Here is a 15,403-nt window from a genome sequence, read left to right as displayed (position 1 = left end):
ATCAACGCGAATTTTGGGTGTCAGTAGGCCGGCAGCGACGGGTCCACCTGGCGGATCCAGGCGATGACGCCGCCCTGGACGTGGACGGAGTTCTTGAAGCCGGCCGCCTTGAGGGCCGCCAGGGCCTCTGCGGAACGAACGCCCGACTTGCAGTGCAGGACGATCTGCTTGTCCTGCGGCAGGCCCGCCAGGGCTGAGCCGTTGATGATGTCGCCCTTGGGGATCAGCGTCGAGCCCGGGATGCGGACGATCTCGAACTCGGCGGGCTCGCGGACGTCGACGAGGAAGATGTCCTTGCCCGCGTCCTGCCACTCCTTGAGCTCGCCGGCCGTGATCGTCGAGTCCGCGGCGGCTTCGGCGGCCTCGTCGGAGACGGCACCGCAGAAGTCGTCGTAATCCTCCAGCAGCGCCGTCTGGGTGGCGTTCTCGCCGCAGAGCACGCAGGCCGGGTCCTTGCGAACACGGATCTTGCGGTAGGTCATCTCCAGCGCGTCATAGACGATGAGCGAGCCCACGAGCGGCTCGCCGATGCCGGTGAGCAGCTTGATCGCCTCGGTCACCTGGATCGAGCCGATGCTGGCGCAGAGCACGCCGAGCACACCGCCCTCGGCGCAGGAGGGGACCATCCCGGGCGGCGGCGGCTCGGGGTAGAGGCACCGGTAGCAGGGGCCGTGCTCCGACCAGAAGACGCTGGCCTGACCGTCGAAGCGGTAGATGGAGCCCCACACGTAGGGCTTTCCGAGCAGCACGGCCGCGTCGTTCACCAGGTAGCGCGTGGCGAAGTTGTCGGTGCCGTCGACGATGAGGTCGTACTGCGAGAAGATGTCGAAGACGTTTTCCCGGTCGATCGCGGTGTTGTGGATGACCACGTCGACGTAAGGATTGATCTCCCTGATCGAGTTGGCTGCGGACTCGGCCTTGGAGCGGCCGATGTCGGACTGACCGTGGATGATCTGCCGCTGGAGGTTCGACTCGTCAACCGTGTCGAACTCGACGATGCCGAGCGTGCCGACACCGGCTGCGGCGAGATACATCAGGGCCGGCGAACCGAGCCCCCCGGCGCCCACACACAGCACCTTGGCGTTCTTGAGCCGCTTCTGCCCCTCGACCCCGACGTCCGGGATGATCAGGTGGCGCGAGTAGCGGCGGATCTCGTCGACCGAGAGTGACTCGGCTGGCTCGACCAGCGGCGGCAACGACACGTCCTGCTCCTACCTGTGAAGATGACTTCGCCATTCTCGCTCGCCCGTCCGGTTTTCGGCCATGACGTCCGACACGTGGGAGAAGGGAATATCTAGGCGACAGCCGCACCCGAGAAGCGGGAGCCATTGACAAACGGCCATGCATTGGCCTTGCAGCCCTTCAGACCGAGCGTCTGCTGCTGCATCACCGGGGCGAGCTGGCCCTTGCCGCCGCACGCCTCATGACCGAGTTCGAGCTGGTGGCCGACCTCGTGGTTCACGACGTACTGCTGGTAGAGCGCGGTCGGCGCGCCGTAATCGGGCACGGCGGTGAGCCAGCGGGTCAGGTTGAGGATGACCTGCCCGGGTAGGCGGCAGGAGGTGTAGCGCTCGGTCTGCAGCCCGCCGACGGCGCACATCTTCTCCGAGGTCACCTCGGTCGCCAGGTAGATGACGAAGTCGTGGGCCTGTCCCTGCGGAACCCGCTGGAAGCGGACCTTGCCACCGGCGATCCAGCTCCGCGCATCGGAGAGGGTCGCGTCGACCGTCGTCGCGAAGGCAGCCGCGTCCTGATCCGTGCCCTTCTCCACCACGACCTGATATCTCCGCAGCGTCCCCGCGGTCCCGAAGACCTTGCTCGTGCCCCCCGCGTAGACAAAGGTCCCAGCCCCCTTGGCCGGTACGGCGACCGGTGCGGGGCGGACCGTCGGCTGGATCGCGGCGGCCTCGGGCTGCGACGGCGGACTGCTCGCCACGATCGGCTCGGGCATGGAGGCCTGCAACGACGGCTGCCCGGCGGGGTCGCCCGTGAGGATCACGCCGCGTGAACCTCGGGCCAGGTCGAAGCCGACGGCGGCCATGGCGATCAGCGCCAGGAGGAGGACCAGGCTGCGTCGGCGGCGCATCCGAGCTCGCTGCGCGGCGGCTCGCCGGCCCGATCGGGTCTGCCCGGTCCGCGCCTGCGTCGGGCGGGGCCGTGACCGCCTCTCCGGCTCGTCGAGCTCCGGTAGCTCGCCCGAGTCCCCGTAGCCCTCGCGCTCGTCCCAGGAGGGCGCGTAGCGGGCCGCATGGGCCCCCTGCGCCGGGACGGGACGCCGCCGGCGGCGTGGTTGCTCGTCGGTGTCGGCGTTGCGGTGGGCGCCGTGCGGACCCTCCGGCTCCGATGCGGTCTGCTCCCAGGGCTCACCGGCGAACAGGTAGCCCTCATCCGCCCGCGCGCCGCGCGAAGCGGGCTCGAAGGCGTCCTGATCATCGAAGAGCCGGGAACTCATTGGGAGCCAGAATGCCAGACAAATCCGGATTTGACACCTCGCCGCTCTGGCGAGCGCTCTCAGTCGAGCAGGCCGAAGACCGCACGCGCGACCAGGCGGGGCACCTCCATCTGCGCGACATGGCCCACATTCGGCAGCATCAGCAGCCGCGAGTCCGGGATCGCCCGGGCCACCCTCGGCGCCACCCGGACATCGACGAGCTGGTCGCTCATACCCGCGATGACCAGGGTCGGAGTGGTGATCCGACGAGCGATCGACCAGAGCGATCCGGCACCGGGGAACTGCGCTCGGACGAAACTGCCGACCAGGCTGCGCAGAGTGCCGACATAGGCGGCGGAGAAGTGGCCGATCTCCCGCCGCAGGCGGGCCTCGGCGATCGCCTCCGCCATCCGCTGATCCGGGACCCGGCTGGGATCGGCCCAGTTGGCCTGCAACACCTGGGCGACGAGATCAGCCGGATCGATCCCGGCCATCCGGCGGGCGGCGAGCCGGTCCACCCGTGGGATCGCCAGCAGCGGCACCAGACGGCCATGCACCGACCGCCGCGGGTCGAGGAAGGGCATCGCCGGAGAGATCAGTGTCAGGGTGCGGACCAGGTCGGGTCGAGCCGCTGCGACCCGAACGCAGACCACCCCGCCCAGCGAGTTGCCGAGCAGATGCACCGGGGCCCGGCCGGACTCCTCGATCCAGGCGATGATCCGGGTCGCCATCGCGGTCTGCCCGTAGCGGGTCGCTGGAGCGCTGCGGCCGAACCCGGGCAGGTCGATCGCGTGGCCGTCGAGGCGGGACGAGAGCAGTCCGGCGAGATCGGTCCAGTTCTGCGACGATCCGCCCAGCCCGTGCACGTAGAAGGCGGCTTCGGCATCGGGCAGCCCGGACGGGGTGTCCCGGACGTAGGTGTCGGCACCCTCCAGCCTGATCATGCGACCGGGCCACGGCGGCGCCAGCTCACCCTCGGGCGGCAGCAGCTCCTCCGTCGCGAGCGTCGCCCGGATCACGGCAGGAGCGCGGTCAGGCGACGGTTCACCGCCGCGAGGGTCGCTCGGACCACGGCCTGCCGGGGATCACCCGAGACGAGGGCGGACCCGGCGAGCTGCTCCACCCAGCCACCGCAGACCAGCAGCACGACCACCACGGCCACCTCGCAGCTCCCCATCGGCACCAGCGTGGCGTGCTCGACGAAGCAGCGTCCGCGCTCGGTGCCGGGCTCGCCGCCGTCCGCCATCGTCATGAGGTTGTCGACGGCCGTCGCCGCCGCCACGGCGCACAGGCGCAGGACATAGGCGTCGACCGATGGGCCACGGGCCACACCGATCGCCTCACGGGCGCCGGTGACGAGCCGCACCTCGACGGTCGCATCGAGGCCGAAAGTGCTGACCCGGACGTTGTCGAGGATCACCCGCGGTGCCTGCTCCTGTGCCGGAGCGAGCGGCGGCGAGGTCGGTGCGGAGTTGAACTCCTCCGACGACTCGCCCGTCGACGGCGGGCGGAGCTCCGACGGCACCCGTCCCCGGACCGTCACCGGGTGTCGACGGCGCGGCTCCCGGGGCGGAGGCGACCACGGGTCGTCGCTGCTGGACGGGTGCGGGATCAGTCCCGGCGGCAGCGTCGTCGCACCACGTTGGGTCGGCGGTGTCAGCATCGGCTTGGGCGCCGGCGGCGGCGTGACCTCGGCGACCGGGTCGGACTCGGCCGGCCGGTCCGGCTGGCTCGGCGGCTCGGCCGGAGCCGGGTGCTCCGCCGTGGCGGGTCGCTCCGGCGGGGTCGGCGGCTCGGCGGAGAGCCCCATCTTCTCGGCCAGCATCCGGGCGACGAGACGGCTCACATAGCCGGGGTCGGCACCGTCGGAGAGGTCCAACCGGAGGGTGTGCGCACCCGAGGGGGCCGCACGCAGGTGGGCGTCGCGAACACCGGGCACCTTCTTGACCGCCGCCAGCACGGCGGCGACGTCGAATCCGTCCGGCCGGTCGAGCGGTGGCGGCTCGTCGCGCCGCAGCCCGGAGGCGATGCGCGAGAGCTCGGGATCGCGGGCGGTGGGCAGGACCGCTGCGGGTGGTGGGATCACTGGTTCGTCTGGCACGGGCGGCACATCCGGCTTCGCGGGCACACGCTGGGGCAAAACGCCCTGTTCATCGGGGACCTGATCGATCAACTCGTCGGCCGGCGGCTCGATCGGCGCCTCGGCTGCGGGCTGCTGAACCTGCTGGCTCGGGATGACGGGCTCGGCGACCGTCCGCGCGGGCTCCGCCGGTGCCGTCTCGGCGGGGAGCGGCTCGGCGAGGCGAGCGCGCTGCTCGGCGACCCACTGCGCGAGCGCGGGCTCCGAGTGCGGAAGGTGGTCGTCGCCGGGGTCGACGCGCTCCGCGACGGCCTCCACCGGCCGGGCCGGGGGCTCCGGCGGTCGGCCGAACCGGTGCAGCGGCGGGCCGCTGACCGGGATCGGTGTCACCGGCGCCCAGGACGGTGGTGCGGAGAGCGGGCGCGACGGCGGCTCCTGATCGGAAGGAGGCCCGGCGTGCGGGGCGGAGAAATCCGGCGGCAGCGCGGGGCGCAGTCCCGGCGGAGCCGGTGGCGCGGAGAGCGGGGCCACCGGCGGCGCGCTGACGGGACGACCGGCCTGCGTGGGCGGGGTGACCGGGCGGATCGGGGTGAAGGAGGGCGGCGTGAGCCGGGCGATGGGCGGCGCCGAGACGGGCGGCACGGCGAGCAGCCGCTGGAACGGGCTGGGCGTCCCCTGCGGCGGCGTCGGCTCCTCCAGCGCGGAGAGTCGGGCGAAATCAGCCGCTCGGCGGGTCAATTCGGCCTCTTCGGCCGCGTCCTGCTCGGCGGCGAGGTCAGCCTTGGTCGGGTGCACGCCGTTGACCTGCGGTGGACCGGAGACGGGAGCCCGCACACCGGCCGCGGCGAGGATGTCGGCATAACGCGAGGGCGGCTCGGGCAGCTGGGCGTCAGACTGCGAGTCGAGGCCACGCCGCCAGGTCGGGACAACCGAATCAGCCGCTGGTTCCAGAGCGGCCCCCGCACCGGACCACTCGTCCGTGCCGGCCCAGCCGTTGATGCGATGGCCCCCTGCGTCGTGGCCGTTGCTCGTAGGGTTGACTCGACCAGCCTCGTCGCCCTGTCTTGCCCCCTCGTCCGGAGGGGCGGCGTTGCCGGATTGTCCGTTTAAGTCCACCGTGCACTCCTCCTGCGAGGGTGGTGGACCCATGGCGGACAGGCCTGTGTGGCCTTCCCACCGAAGGGGCTCATCACCCTCGTCGCCCATGAGTGAGGCTACCGTGTTGAGGGAAGCACGATAAGTTGCAACGGCGGGGTAATTCTTCAAGAAGCACGATTCTGTAAGCAACCGAAAACAAACAGCGTGACGAGAGGACAGTGGATGGCACCGGCGACGAGCGGCCCTCAGACCTCAGGCCGACCTGCCCGGCTGCCGCGGTCCGCGCGCCGCAAGCAACTCCTGGCAGCGGCGCAGGACGTCTTCGTGGCTCAGGGTTACCACGCGGCGGCGATGGACGACATCGCCGAGCGGGCCGGCGTTTCCAAGCCCGTCCTCTACCAGCATTTCCCCGGCAAGCTCGAGCTCTATCTGGCGCTTCTGGACACCCACTGCGAGGCGCTGATCGAGCGCATTCGCGGCGCGATGGCCGCCACCAGCGACAACAAGGAGCGGGTGCGGGGCGCGATGAGCGCCTACTTCGACTTCGTCTCCCACGAGTCCGAGGCCTTCCGGCTCGTCTTCGAGTCGGATCTGCGCAACGACCCGGCGGTGCGGGAGCGCGTCGACCGGGTCGAGCAGGCGAGCGTCGACGCCATCCGCGAGACGATCATGTCGGACACCGGCGTGAGCCGCGCCCGGGCCGAGGTGCTCGCCGCCGGGCTGAGCGGGGCCGCGCAGGCCGCCGCCCGCTACTGGCTCGCCGACGGACGGCAGATTCCGCAGGGCGAGGCCGAGGAGCTGATCGCCATGCTCTCGTGGCGCGGCATCGCCGCATTCCCACTCCATGGCGAGCCCGGCGGCATGGAAGGGGACGACGACCCCGTCACCGGCTAGTCTTCAGAGCGGCAACTCTTCGCCATTCCGCTAGGTTTATGCGAGAAAGGACCGCTGTGGAGGTCAAGATCGGTGTGCAGTTCGCCGCGCGCGAGCTGGTGCTGGAGTCCACCCAGAGCCCGGCCGAGGTCGAGGAGGCGGTGACCACAGCGCTCGGCTCCGAGACGGGCGTTCTGACGCTCACCGATGAGAAGGGTCGCCGGGTCATCGTGCCCGTCGCCAAGCTCGCCTACATCGAGATCGCCGAGTCCGCCCCGAGGTCCGTGGGGTTCACGGCCCGCTAGTTGTTGAGTCCTACCGCGGTCATCCGGGCCGAATGGGCGGTGGTCAGGTTCCGCCAGATCGGAGCGTCACCGCCGCCCTCGGCCGACCCGCCCAGCAGTGCGGCGAGGGCGGGCCGTTCGGTCGCGACACGCACGGCCTGTGACAGTGCCTCGCCGACCAGCCGCCGCGCCCACATCGAGAGCGCATTGACGATCTTGGGGTCGGCGGCGATCGCCGCCCGGATCTCCTCGGCGGCGTAGTCGTCATAAGCGCTGTCATGGATCACGCGCAGGACGAGGTCGCGGTCGGCCGGCTCCAGCCAGGCGGCTATCTCGCGGAAGAAGTCGTCGGAGATGCCGTTGCCGATATAGGCCTTGATGAGCGCTTCGTGCCAGCTGACCGGCTCGGTCTCGTCGTGATAGGCGGTCAGTGCCGGCTCGAAGGGCACCATCGCGGCCTCGACGTCGACGCCCAGCTCGATCAGGCGATCGGCGACCCGGCGGTAGTTGGCTATCTCGACCGCCGCCATCTCGCAGAGGATGCCGCGTCGGGTCAGATCCGGGGCAAGCCGGGCATCGGCCGCCATCTGATCGAAGGCCACCAGCTCGCCGTACGCGAGCATGCCCAGCAAATCGATGACGCCTTCTGCGCTGGAATCAGACACCTGGGCAGGTTACCCTACGACTGAGTTTCTCCTCACTGTGTGATCGGACGATTACCCAGTGCGCAAATGGCCTGGTTCGTCGTACGATAGTCAGGTTGTCGCAGGCCAACTCGGCCTGCGACCCGCGCGAGGCCCGCGATTTCATTCGCGTGCGGCCCCCGTGAGTCGAAAACCGCGCCCTCCGGCGATACCGATGCTGGGGCGCACCTAGAGAGGGCACCCCACAAATCAATGACTAGCTCAACCTTTGCCGAGCTTGGCGTCCGCCCCGAGACAGTCGCCGCGCTTGCTGAGATCGGCATCACCCACGCATTCGCCATCCAGGAATATGCGCTGCCCATCGCAGCGCGCGGAGCAGACCTCATCGGTCAGGCGCCCACCGGCACCGGCAAGACCTTCGGCTTCGGCCTCCCGCTCGTCGACCGCGCGGTCACCCCTGCGGAGGGCGGCGACGGCCTGCCCGCGGCCCTCGTCGTCGTGCCCACCCGCGAGCTCGGCCTCCAGGTCGCCAAGGACCTCCAGGCAGCGGGCAAGCTGCGCGGCGTCCGCGTGCTCCCGATCTACGGCGGCGTCGGCTACGAGCCGCAGATCGACGCGCTCACCAAGGGCGTCGAGATCCTCGTCGCCACGCCCGGCCGGCTGCTCGACCTGATCAAGCAGAAGCACCTCAAGCTCGACCGCATCAAGGCGATCGTGCTCGACGAGGCCGACCGCATGCTCGACCTCGGCTTCCTCGACGACGTCGAGAAGATCCTGGCGATGCTCCCCGAGCAGCGCCAGACGATGCTCTTCTCCGCCACGATGCCCGACGCGATCGTGACGCTGTCGCGCCGCTTCCTGCACTCCCCCATCACCGTCCACGCCGGACACACGGAGGAGACGGGCGTCAGCCCGCAGACCAAGCAGTTCGTCTACCGCACGCACTCGCTCAACAAGCTGGAGATGCTGGCGCGCATCCTGCAGGTCACCGACCGCGGGCTCACCATGATCTTCAGCCGCACCAAGCGCAACTGCGACCGGGTCACCGAGGACCTCGACTTCCGCGGCTTCGCTGCGGCGGCCGTCCACGGCGACCTCAACCAGGGCGCGCGCGAGCGGGCGTTGCGGGCGTTCCGGGCCGGCAAGATCGATGTGCTGGTCGCGACCGACGTCGCGGCGCGCGGCATCGACATCACCGGTGTCACGCACGTCATCAACTTCGACTGCCCCGAGGACCCCGACACCTACGTCCACCGCATCGGCCGCACCGGCCGGGCCGGCGCCACCGGCGTCGCGGTGACGTTCGTGGACTGGGAGGACATGCCTCGCTGGCGGATCATCGACAAGACGCTGGAGATCGGCAACCCCGATCCGGTCGAGACCTACCACACCTCCCCGTGGCTCTACACCGACCTCGACATCCCGACCGAGGCCGCCGCGAGCCTGCCGTCCGCGCAGCGCTCCCGGGTCGGCCTCTCCGCCGAGGTCGAGGAGGACCTGGGCGGGCGCCCCAAGCGTGGCGAGAGCGAGCGCGGCCGGCGTCCCGCCGACGGCGAGCGCGGTGGCCGCAGCAGGGGTCGATCGGGCCGCTCGGGTGGCGACGCCGCAACTCCGGCAGCAGAGGGCGACACCACCACCGAGCCGAAGCAGCCGCGTCAGCGGCGCCGCAGCCGCGCGGGTTCGATCGTCAAGGGCGACCCGACCGTGGTGCTCTTCTCCTCCGCCGATGACGGCGCCGACACCGCCGTCATCACCGAGTCCGCTGTGGATGGTGCCGGTCCGGACGAGGCCACCGGCCGTCCGCGCCGCCGCCGCCGTCGTGGCGGACGGGGCAGGACCCCCGGCGCGGAGGGCACTGCGGGAACCGACACCGTCGAAGCCGCCGGCGGCGACGAGTAACAGCACCGGTACGACGAATGCCGCAACTCTGTAGAGTTGCGGCATTTTTGTCGTGGTTGGCCGTGAGACCCTTGCCTACGTGGAGACTGTGCACGAGGTGTTGACGGCGCTCGCCGAGCGGTACGCGTTCGGCGAGGTGTCGGCCCTGATCGACGACGGCGCGGACGCACGCGTGCTCGACGCCGAGACGGTCGCCGCCATCCAGCAGCTCTGCGTCTTCGGCCAGCGCCTGCTCGACCTGGACGCCGAGGACTTCGGCGCCGCCGACACCGCCGACGGCAAGGCCCTCCCGGCCGGGCTGCGCGACGCCGTACCCCTCGAATTGCGAGCCCGAGCCGTCGCGTGCCGGATGCCGCAGGCGCCGAAGGAGCCGCACCGGGGTGCGCTCGGTTCGCTGCGCCCCGCCTATCAGCTGCTGCTGGAGGTGATCGACGCGCGCTGGCGGCGGCACGAGAACACGGCGGTCGTCTCGGCGATCCACATCGCGAGTGAGTACGCCCCCCTCCTCGTCTGGGAGCGGGTGCTGGGCCACGCGGGCGATCCGCTGCGGCTGCCCGACGCGGTCGGCGGCGAGGGCAGCCTCTGGGGGGATTTCGACGATCGGGCCTGCCCGCACACGAAGGCCGAGAAGTCGGCGGCGCACCGGGTCCTGAAGGTGGGGCACGAGCCGCCCTCGGGCTGGCAGACCTATCTGGACCGGCAGCACTCCACGGTCGCGGGGGCGCTGCGGGTCTGCGCGATCGGCTGCCCGCAGCCCTGCACGGTGCTGCGGCGGCTCTCCGCAGCGCAGACGCAGCTCGTCGCGGACGGGTGCCGGCTCGCCTTCACGCTCAACACCTCGGCGATCGTCAAGCTGCGGCACAGCGCGCCGGTGGGGCACGGCTTCGGCGTACCGTCCCGGGATGAGGTTTTGGAGGCCTGGCAGCGGACCCGGACCAGCCTCGCGCGGCACGCGCCCGCGATCGAGCAGGACGACGGATTCGCGCTGCCCGGCCTGACGATCCTCTTCAGCGAGCTCGCCGGGACCGCGCTCACTCCAGCGACGATGGTCGCCGACACGGCGAAGGCGCTCGCCGCGACCCTGGGCTGAACGCGCAGTGGCGCCCCCGGCCAGGCCGAGGACGCCACTGCGTTGGTGCGTTTCCGCTGTCAGCCCCGGTGGATGGACCCGGATGCCGAGGTCGGGTTAAGCCGGTAGACGGGCTCCTTGCCGACGCCCTGTCCGGCCGCGAGCGTGCCGGAGGCGGTGCCGGGGTAGAGCCAGTAGGAACCGACGACGTCGATCAGCACCTGCGTGGTACCCGCCTGGTTGAAGACGTTGAAGGCGCTGGTCGGGCCGACCTGCGTGATCACCGCGTTGGGGACCGTCTGGCCCTTGGCGGGGTTGAGGCTGCTGACGGTCGGCTGCGAGATGCCGGCGATGCCGTTGGGCCACACCGTCAGCCAGGTGCTCGCGGTCGGGTTGACCGCGGTGACGTTGAGCGCCAGCGCCTCGGTGTTCGGCTTGGTGATGACCGAGTTCGGCGCCGTGACCACATCGGTCTCACCGGCCGAGAGGCCGTTGGGCAGGCCCAGGCCGGTACGCGAGTCGGCGATCCGGGTCGGCGTCGACGGCGTGAACCGCAGGCCGTCGGTGAAGCTGGAGTCGTCCATGACACCGACGACATCGATGAGGATGTGCGTGGTCTTCGAGGTGTAGACGCTGATCGACGGGCGGTTCATCCACTCGCCCTCGCAGAGCCAGCAGGGTCCGACCGGCACGATCGCCATGTTCGGCACCGTCTTGCCCTTGGTGAAGTTGAGCGTCGAGGTGGCCGGGATCTCTTCGTTGCCGTCCCACGCCGTCAGGAAGCCGTTGCCGTCCGGGGAGAACGCCGTGATGTTCACGACGAACGCCTTGATGTGGTAGTTGTCGGAGTCACCGAAGTTCATCGCGACGCTGGTGAAATACTCGGTCGGCAGCTTCTCGCCCCACTTGCGGGTGTCGAGGATGCGCCGCGGCTTGATCGGCTGGTACTGCCCGCCCAGGCCGTAGCTGTTGATGTGCGACTCGGTTCCGGCGTAGTAGCCGGCGACGTCGACGATGACACCCGCGGAGCCCACGGCGTTGTAGATGTCGACCTGGCCGCCCGTGCCGACGGCGACCGTGACCGAGTTGGCGCCGGTCCAGCCCTTGGCGAAGTTGACCGAGGAAGCGGTCGGGCGGGCCACACCGGTCGGGAAGACGGTGAGGTAGCCGGCCGCGCTCGGCGACACGACGGTCACGTTGAGGACGACGGCGCCGACACCGGTGCCGGGTACGCCACCCCGCCCCGTGACCTGCAGGTGCCGGACGCCACCGGCGCCGATGGCCGCCTTGGTCGTACCGAGGCCGCTCCGGGTGTCCATGATCCGAGCCGGGGACATCTTGTAGTACGTGCCCTTGGCACCGATCTTGCCGGTGACCGTCAGCGGGAACGCGGCCTGGTCGACCACGCCGTTGATGCCGACGTTGAGGATTGCCTGCTGCGCGGCGGCGGCCGTGGCGCGGGCCTCGACGGTGACGAGGCAGGTGGCACCGGCGGCGAGGGTCTGGCCGTCACACGTGTCGGCGACGATGGCGAAGGCGTTCGGGTTGGCACCCTCGATCGCCGTGGCGAGGACGACCGACGGCTCGCTGCCCTTGGCGGTGAGGGTGACGGTCTTGCGCAGGCCGGTGCCGCCGACGTAGTCGCTGCCGAAGTCGAGCTTCTCGGTGTCGGCCTTGGTGGCGACGAAGCCGACGCTCGAGTTCCAGCGGATCTCACCGTTGATCGGTGCGAAGTTGGGGCAGTTCGACGAGTAGGTGGCGGCGAAGGCGGTGATCAGGCCCTCGGCGCGCTCGACCTCCTTGACGCTGAGGGAGCCCGAGGTCGTCGCCGTCGAGCACGCGCTGCCGCCTGCGGTGAGCTGCAGCGATGCTGTGGTCGAGTTGCCGCTGTAGTTCGTCACGTAGTTCGTGCCGGCCGTCCACGACTGACCGGTGGGCGGAGCGATGTCCAGATCGACGGTGTAGCCGGACCGGACCACGGTCATGCCGAGCGCGTCGTTGGCACCGGGCTGCCAGGTGAAGGTCGCCGAGCCGGGCTCGTAGACGTCGGTGCCGCGCAGCGGCGAGGAGACGCCGGCAGCGGAGTTGGTGAAAACGGTATAGGGCGCGGTCGGTGCCGCGTCGGCCGCGAGGGGCGGCACGATCAACGTGACGGCGGACGCCGTCGCACCGACCAGGAGAGCGCGAAGAATTCGCATATGTAGGACCCCGTGAGTGGTGGTGAGAGGATGAGCGAGTCAGCTCGCCCCAGGGAAGATAGATCATGTCTTTGACCAGGTACAACCTACTTTTAGGTCAGTTACCAGTGCCGTGACACGACTCACAGGCCACCACCTGCGCGCAGGACGCCTCGCAACCCAAGATCGCCGCAACTCTTCAAGAGTTGCGGCGATCTTGGGTGATGCAGGATTCGGCTAGTGCAGGGCGGGGACCACGCCGAGCCGTCCGGCCTGGAAGTCCTCGAACGCCGTCACCAGCTCGTCGCGGGTGTTCATGACGAACGGGCCGTACTGCGCGACCGGCTCACGGATCGGCTTGCCGCCGAGGATGAGCACGTCGAGCTGCTGGTGCCGGCTCTCCTGCTGCTGGTCGGCGGCGAGGGTGATCACGTCGCCGGGGCCGAAGACCGCGAGCTGCCCGAGCTTGACCGGCTGCTTCGCCGTGCCGACCGAGCCCGCACCCGCGAGGGTGTAGACGAGCGCGTTGAAGTCGGCCCGCCACGGCAGCCGGAGCTGCGCGCCGGGAGCGACCGTGGCGTGGATCAGCGTGATCGGCGTGTGGGTCGAACCCGGGCCGTCGTGGCCCGCGACCGAACCCGCGATCAGCCGCAGCAACGCACCGCCGTCGGCGGAGCTGAGCAGCTTCACCTCGCCGCCCCGGATGTCCTGGTAGCGGGGGTCGATCATCTTCTGCGACGCGGGCAGGTTGACCCAGAGCTGGAAGCCGTGGAAGAGCCCACCGGCCATCACGACCTCCTCCGGCGGCGCCTCGATGTGCAGCAGGCCGCGGCCCGCCGTCATCCACTGCGTGTCGCCGCTGGTGATCAGCCCGCCGCCGCCGTTGGAGTCCTGGTGGCGCAGGACGCCGTCGAGCATGTAGGTGACGGTCTCGAAGCCGCGGTGCGGGTGCCACGGGGTGCCCTTGGGCTCACCCGGCGCATATTCGATCTCGCCCATCTGGTCCATATGAATGAAGGGGTCGAGGTGGCGCGTGTCGACGCCGGCGAAGGCGCGGCGCACCGGGAACCCCTCGCCCTCGAAGCCCGAGGGCGCCGTGGTCACGGAGACCACCCGTCGCTCGTTGGCCACCGCGGCGTCCGGCTCGGGCACGCGCGGCAGAGCGAGCACATTCTCCACACTGATCGCTGGCATGCCGCCAGTTTAGTTGAATGAACAACAATCTGCCAGTGTTCCGTGGATCACGCGGTTTGCCGATGGATACCCCCGGGGGGTACCTTTCAGGCATGGTCACCCAGAGTGTGGACTCCCACGCCGGTCACGACAACAGCTACTCGTCGGCCGAGGACAAGGAAGCGCTGCTCAGCCGCCTCCGGCGGGTCGAGGGCCAGGTCCGCGGCATCCAGCGGATGGTCGAGCAGGACACCTACTGCATCGATGTGCTGACCCAGATCTCGGCGGCGACGAAGGCGCTCCAGGCGGTCGCCGTCGGCCTGCTCGAGGGCCACCTCGGCCACTGCGTGGTCCAGGCCGCACGTGACGGCGACCCGACGGCGAAGGTTAAAGAGGCGTCCGACGCCATCGCGCGCCTGGTCCGCTAGTCACAAACGTACCTTTTCAGCACATGGAGAATGCGATGTCCGTGCAGACGACATACCAGATCAAGGGAATGACCTGTGGGCACTGCGCACAGGCGGTGACCGGCGAGCTCACCGGGCTGATGGGGGTGCACCAGGTCGAGATCGACGTCCCGGCCGGCACGGCCGCCGTCGTCAGCAACGCACCGCTCCCCATCGACGAGGTGCGCACCGCCATCGAAGAGGCGGGTTACGAGCTGGTCGGCGTCGATGGCTGATCAGCGGCTCGCCGCGGTCACCGGTCGTCCGGCCACTCCGGCGAAACCGTCGGGTCGGCCGGACACCCCGGGCATCCGGATCGGGCTCTTCGTCGGCGGCCTGATCGTCGCGCTCATCGCCGGGTTCGCGCTCGGCAAGGTGATCGCGCCGACCACCCCCGCCGCCAGCAACGGCATGGCCGGGATGAACATGACCCCGCTGCCGACCTTCAACGAGGCGAGCCCGCACACCCACCCCAACACCTCCGGACCCGGCAGCGAGGTGGGCGGCCTCGCGATCTCGGCCGCCGGCTACACGCTGGTCCCGCGATCTTCCGTGTACGCCGTGGGCAAGCAGACCCTCACCTTCACGATCACCGGACCGGACCGGAAGGTGGCGACCGAGTTCGCCACGGTCCACGACAAGCTGCTCCACCTCGTCGTGGTCCGCCGGGACCTCACCGGATACCAGCACCTGCACCCGACCAAGGCCGCCGACGGCACCTGGACGGTCCAGGTCGACCTGGCGAAGCCGGGGATGTGGCGTGCCGTCGCCGACTTCACCGCGATCGGCGCCGGTGGCGTGCAGACGGCGGCGACCCTCGGCACCGACCTGACCGTTGCGGGCGACTACAAGCCGGTCGCACCCCCCGCCGACGCCCGTACCTCGGATGTCGACGGCTACACCGTCACCTACGAGGGCACCCCGTCCCTCGGTGCGACGTCGCCGCTGCTGTTCCGGGTCTTCAAGAACGGCAACCCGGTCACCAACCTCGACCGGTACCTCGGCAGCTACGGCCACCTCGTGGTGCTCCGGCAGCTCGACGTGGCGTATATCCACACCCACCCCGAGCCGGACCTCTCCGGCGGGGCGGTCAAGTTCTGGGCGGTTTCGCCGAGCACCGGCGTCTACCGCATGTTCTTCGATTTCCAGGTCGACGGGGCCGTGCACACCGCCTCGTTCACCCTGACAGCCAAGGGCTGAGCCAGACCCCCGGCCGCGTCACCGCACGA

At 70.2% G+C, this 15,403-nt stretch carries 14 protein-coding genes; 7 read left to right on the top strand and 7 right to left on the bottom strand.

The genetic code is table 11. The features are described 5' to 3' along the window. Nucleotides 1–20 precede the first annotated feature (20 nt). From moeZ to F4553_RS41920, 4 genes are all read right to left on the bottom strand, one after another. Nucleotides 21–1,202 (bottom strand): adenylyltransferase/sulfurtransferase MoeZ, encoded by a 1,182-nt coding sequence (moeZ, locus tag F4553_RS23695; protein ID WP_184839384.1) that lies wholly within the window; start codon nucleotides 1,200–1,202, stop codon nucleotides 21–23. 92 nt (nucleotides 1,203–1,294) lie between these two features. Further along, nucleotides 1,295–2,452, bottom strand: coding sequence for a DUF3152 domain-containing protein (locus F4553_RS23690; protein ID WP_246466499.1), 1,158 nt, complete (start codon nucleotides 2,450–2,452; stop codon nucleotides 1,295–1,297). A gap of 59 nt (nucleotides 2,453–2,511) precedes the next feature. Continuing rightward, a complete protein-coding gene (locus tag F4553_RS23685) occupies nucleotides 2,512–3,450 on the bottom strand; it encodes an alpha/beta fold hydrolase (RefSeq protein WP_312875325.1) in 939 nt (312 codons plus the stop codon). Next, complete coding sequence (locus F4553_RS41920; RefSeq protein WP_184839382.1) at nucleotides 3,447–5,627, bottom strand: hypothetical protein; 2,181 nt, start codon at nucleotides 5,625–5,627, stop codon at nucleotides 3,447–3,449. The genes F4553_RS23685 and F4553_RS41920 overlap by 4 nt, the downstream gene beginning before the upstream one ends. Before the next feature lie 204 nt (nucleotides 5,628–5,831). On the opposite strand from F4553_RS41920, the gene F4553_RS23675 reads away from it, so the two are divergent. Both F4553_RS23675 and F4553_RS23670 read left to right on the top strand, forming a co-directional pair. Continuing rightward, nucleotides 5,832–6,503, top strand: a complete 672-nt coding sequence (locus tag F4553_RS23675) for a TetR/AcrR family transcriptional regulator (protein WP_184839380.1) — start codon at nucleotides 5,832–5,834, stop codon at nucleotides 6,501–6,503. Between the two features lie 56 nt (nucleotides 6,504–6,559). Continuing rightward, nucleotides 6,560–6,787: a DUF3107 domain-containing protein gene (locus F4553_RS23670; RefSeq protein ID WP_184839378.1), complete on the top strand. Its 228-nt coding sequence runs from the start codon at nucleotides 6,560–6,562 to the stop codon at nucleotides 6,785–6,787. Here the strand turns inward: F4553_RS23670 and F4553_RS23665 are convergent. Further along, nucleotides 6,784–7,431, bottom strand: a complete 648-nt coding sequence (locus tag F4553_RS23665) for a ferritin-like fold-containing protein (RefSeq protein ID WP_312875324.1) — start codon at nucleotides 7,429–7,431, stop codon at nucleotides 6,784–6,786. The genes F4553_RS23670 and F4553_RS23665 overlap by 4 nt on opposite strands. Nucleotides 7,432–7,662: 231 nt before the next feature. On the opposite strand from F4553_RS23665, the gene F4553_RS23660 reads away from it, so the two are divergent. Next, nucleotides 7,663–9,309: a DEAD/DEAH box helicase gene (locus tag F4553_RS23660; protein ID WP_184839376.1), complete on the top strand. Its 1,647-nt coding sequence runs from the start codon at nucleotides 7,663–7,665 to the stop codon at nucleotides 9,307–9,309. A gap of 79 nt (nucleotides 9,310–9,388) precedes the next feature. Further along, nucleotides 9,389–10,399 carry a hypothetical protein gene (locus F4553_RS23655; protein ID WP_184839374.1) on the top strand — a complete coding sequence of 337 codons (1,011 nt, stop codon included), beginning with the start codon at nucleotides 9,389–9,391 and terminating at the stop codon, nucleotides 10,397–10,399. A 59-nt stretch (nucleotides 10,400–10,458) separates the two neighbouring features. Here the strand turns inward: F4553_RS23655 and F4553_RS23650 are convergent, their stop codons facing one another. Both F4553_RS23650 and F4553_RS23645 read right to left on the bottom strand, forming a co-directional pair. Next, a complete protein-coding gene (locus F4553_RS23650) occupies nucleotides 10,459–12,576 on the bottom strand; it encodes a hypothetical protein (protein ID WP_184839372.1) in 2,118 nt (705 codons plus the stop codon). Nucleotides 12,577–12,792: 216 nt separating this feature from the next. Beyond that, entirely contained in the window at nucleotides 12,793–13,749 is a 957-nt protein-coding gene (locus F4553_RS23645) for a pirin family protein (protein WP_184839371.1), read from the bottom strand. 92 nt (nucleotides 13,750–13,841) lie between these two features. On the opposite strand from F4553_RS23645, the gene F4553_RS23640 reads away from it, so the two are divergent. From F4553_RS23640 to F4553_RS23630, 3 genes are read left to right on the top strand one after another with little or no spacing between them, the layout of a single operon-like run. Continuing rightward, the gene (locus tag F4553_RS23640; protein ID WP_184839369.1) at nucleotides 13,842–14,156 is read left to right on the top strand and encodes a metal-sensitive transcriptional regulator; all 315 of its coding nucleotides are present in this window, start codon (nucleotides 13,842–13,844) and stop codon (nucleotides 14,154–14,156) included. 23 nt (nucleotides 14,157–14,179) lie between these two features. Further along, entirely contained in the window at nucleotides 14,180–14,410 is a 231-nt protein-coding gene (locus F4553_RS23635) for a heavy-metal-associated domain-containing protein (RefSeq protein ID WP_246466497.1), read from the top strand. Next, complete coding sequence (locus F4553_RS23630) at nucleotides 14,403–15,374, top strand: DUF8832 domain-containing protein (RefSeq protein WP_246466496.1); 972 nt, start codon at nucleotides 14,403–14,405, stop codon at nucleotides 15,372–15,374. Before F4553_RS23635 ends, F4553_RS23630 begins: the two co-directional genes overlap by 8 nt. The last annotated feature ends 29 nt before the right edge of the window (nucleotides 15,375–15,403 follow it).

The organism is Allocatelliglobosispora scoriae (genome assembly GCF_014204945.1).
GTDB lineage: Bacteria > Actinomycetota > Actinomycetes > Mycobacteriales > Micromonosporaceae > Allocatelliglobosispora > Allocatelliglobosispora scoriae.
Note: the sequence above shows the minus strand (reverse complement) of the source record. Positions and strands in the feature narration are given on the sequence as shown.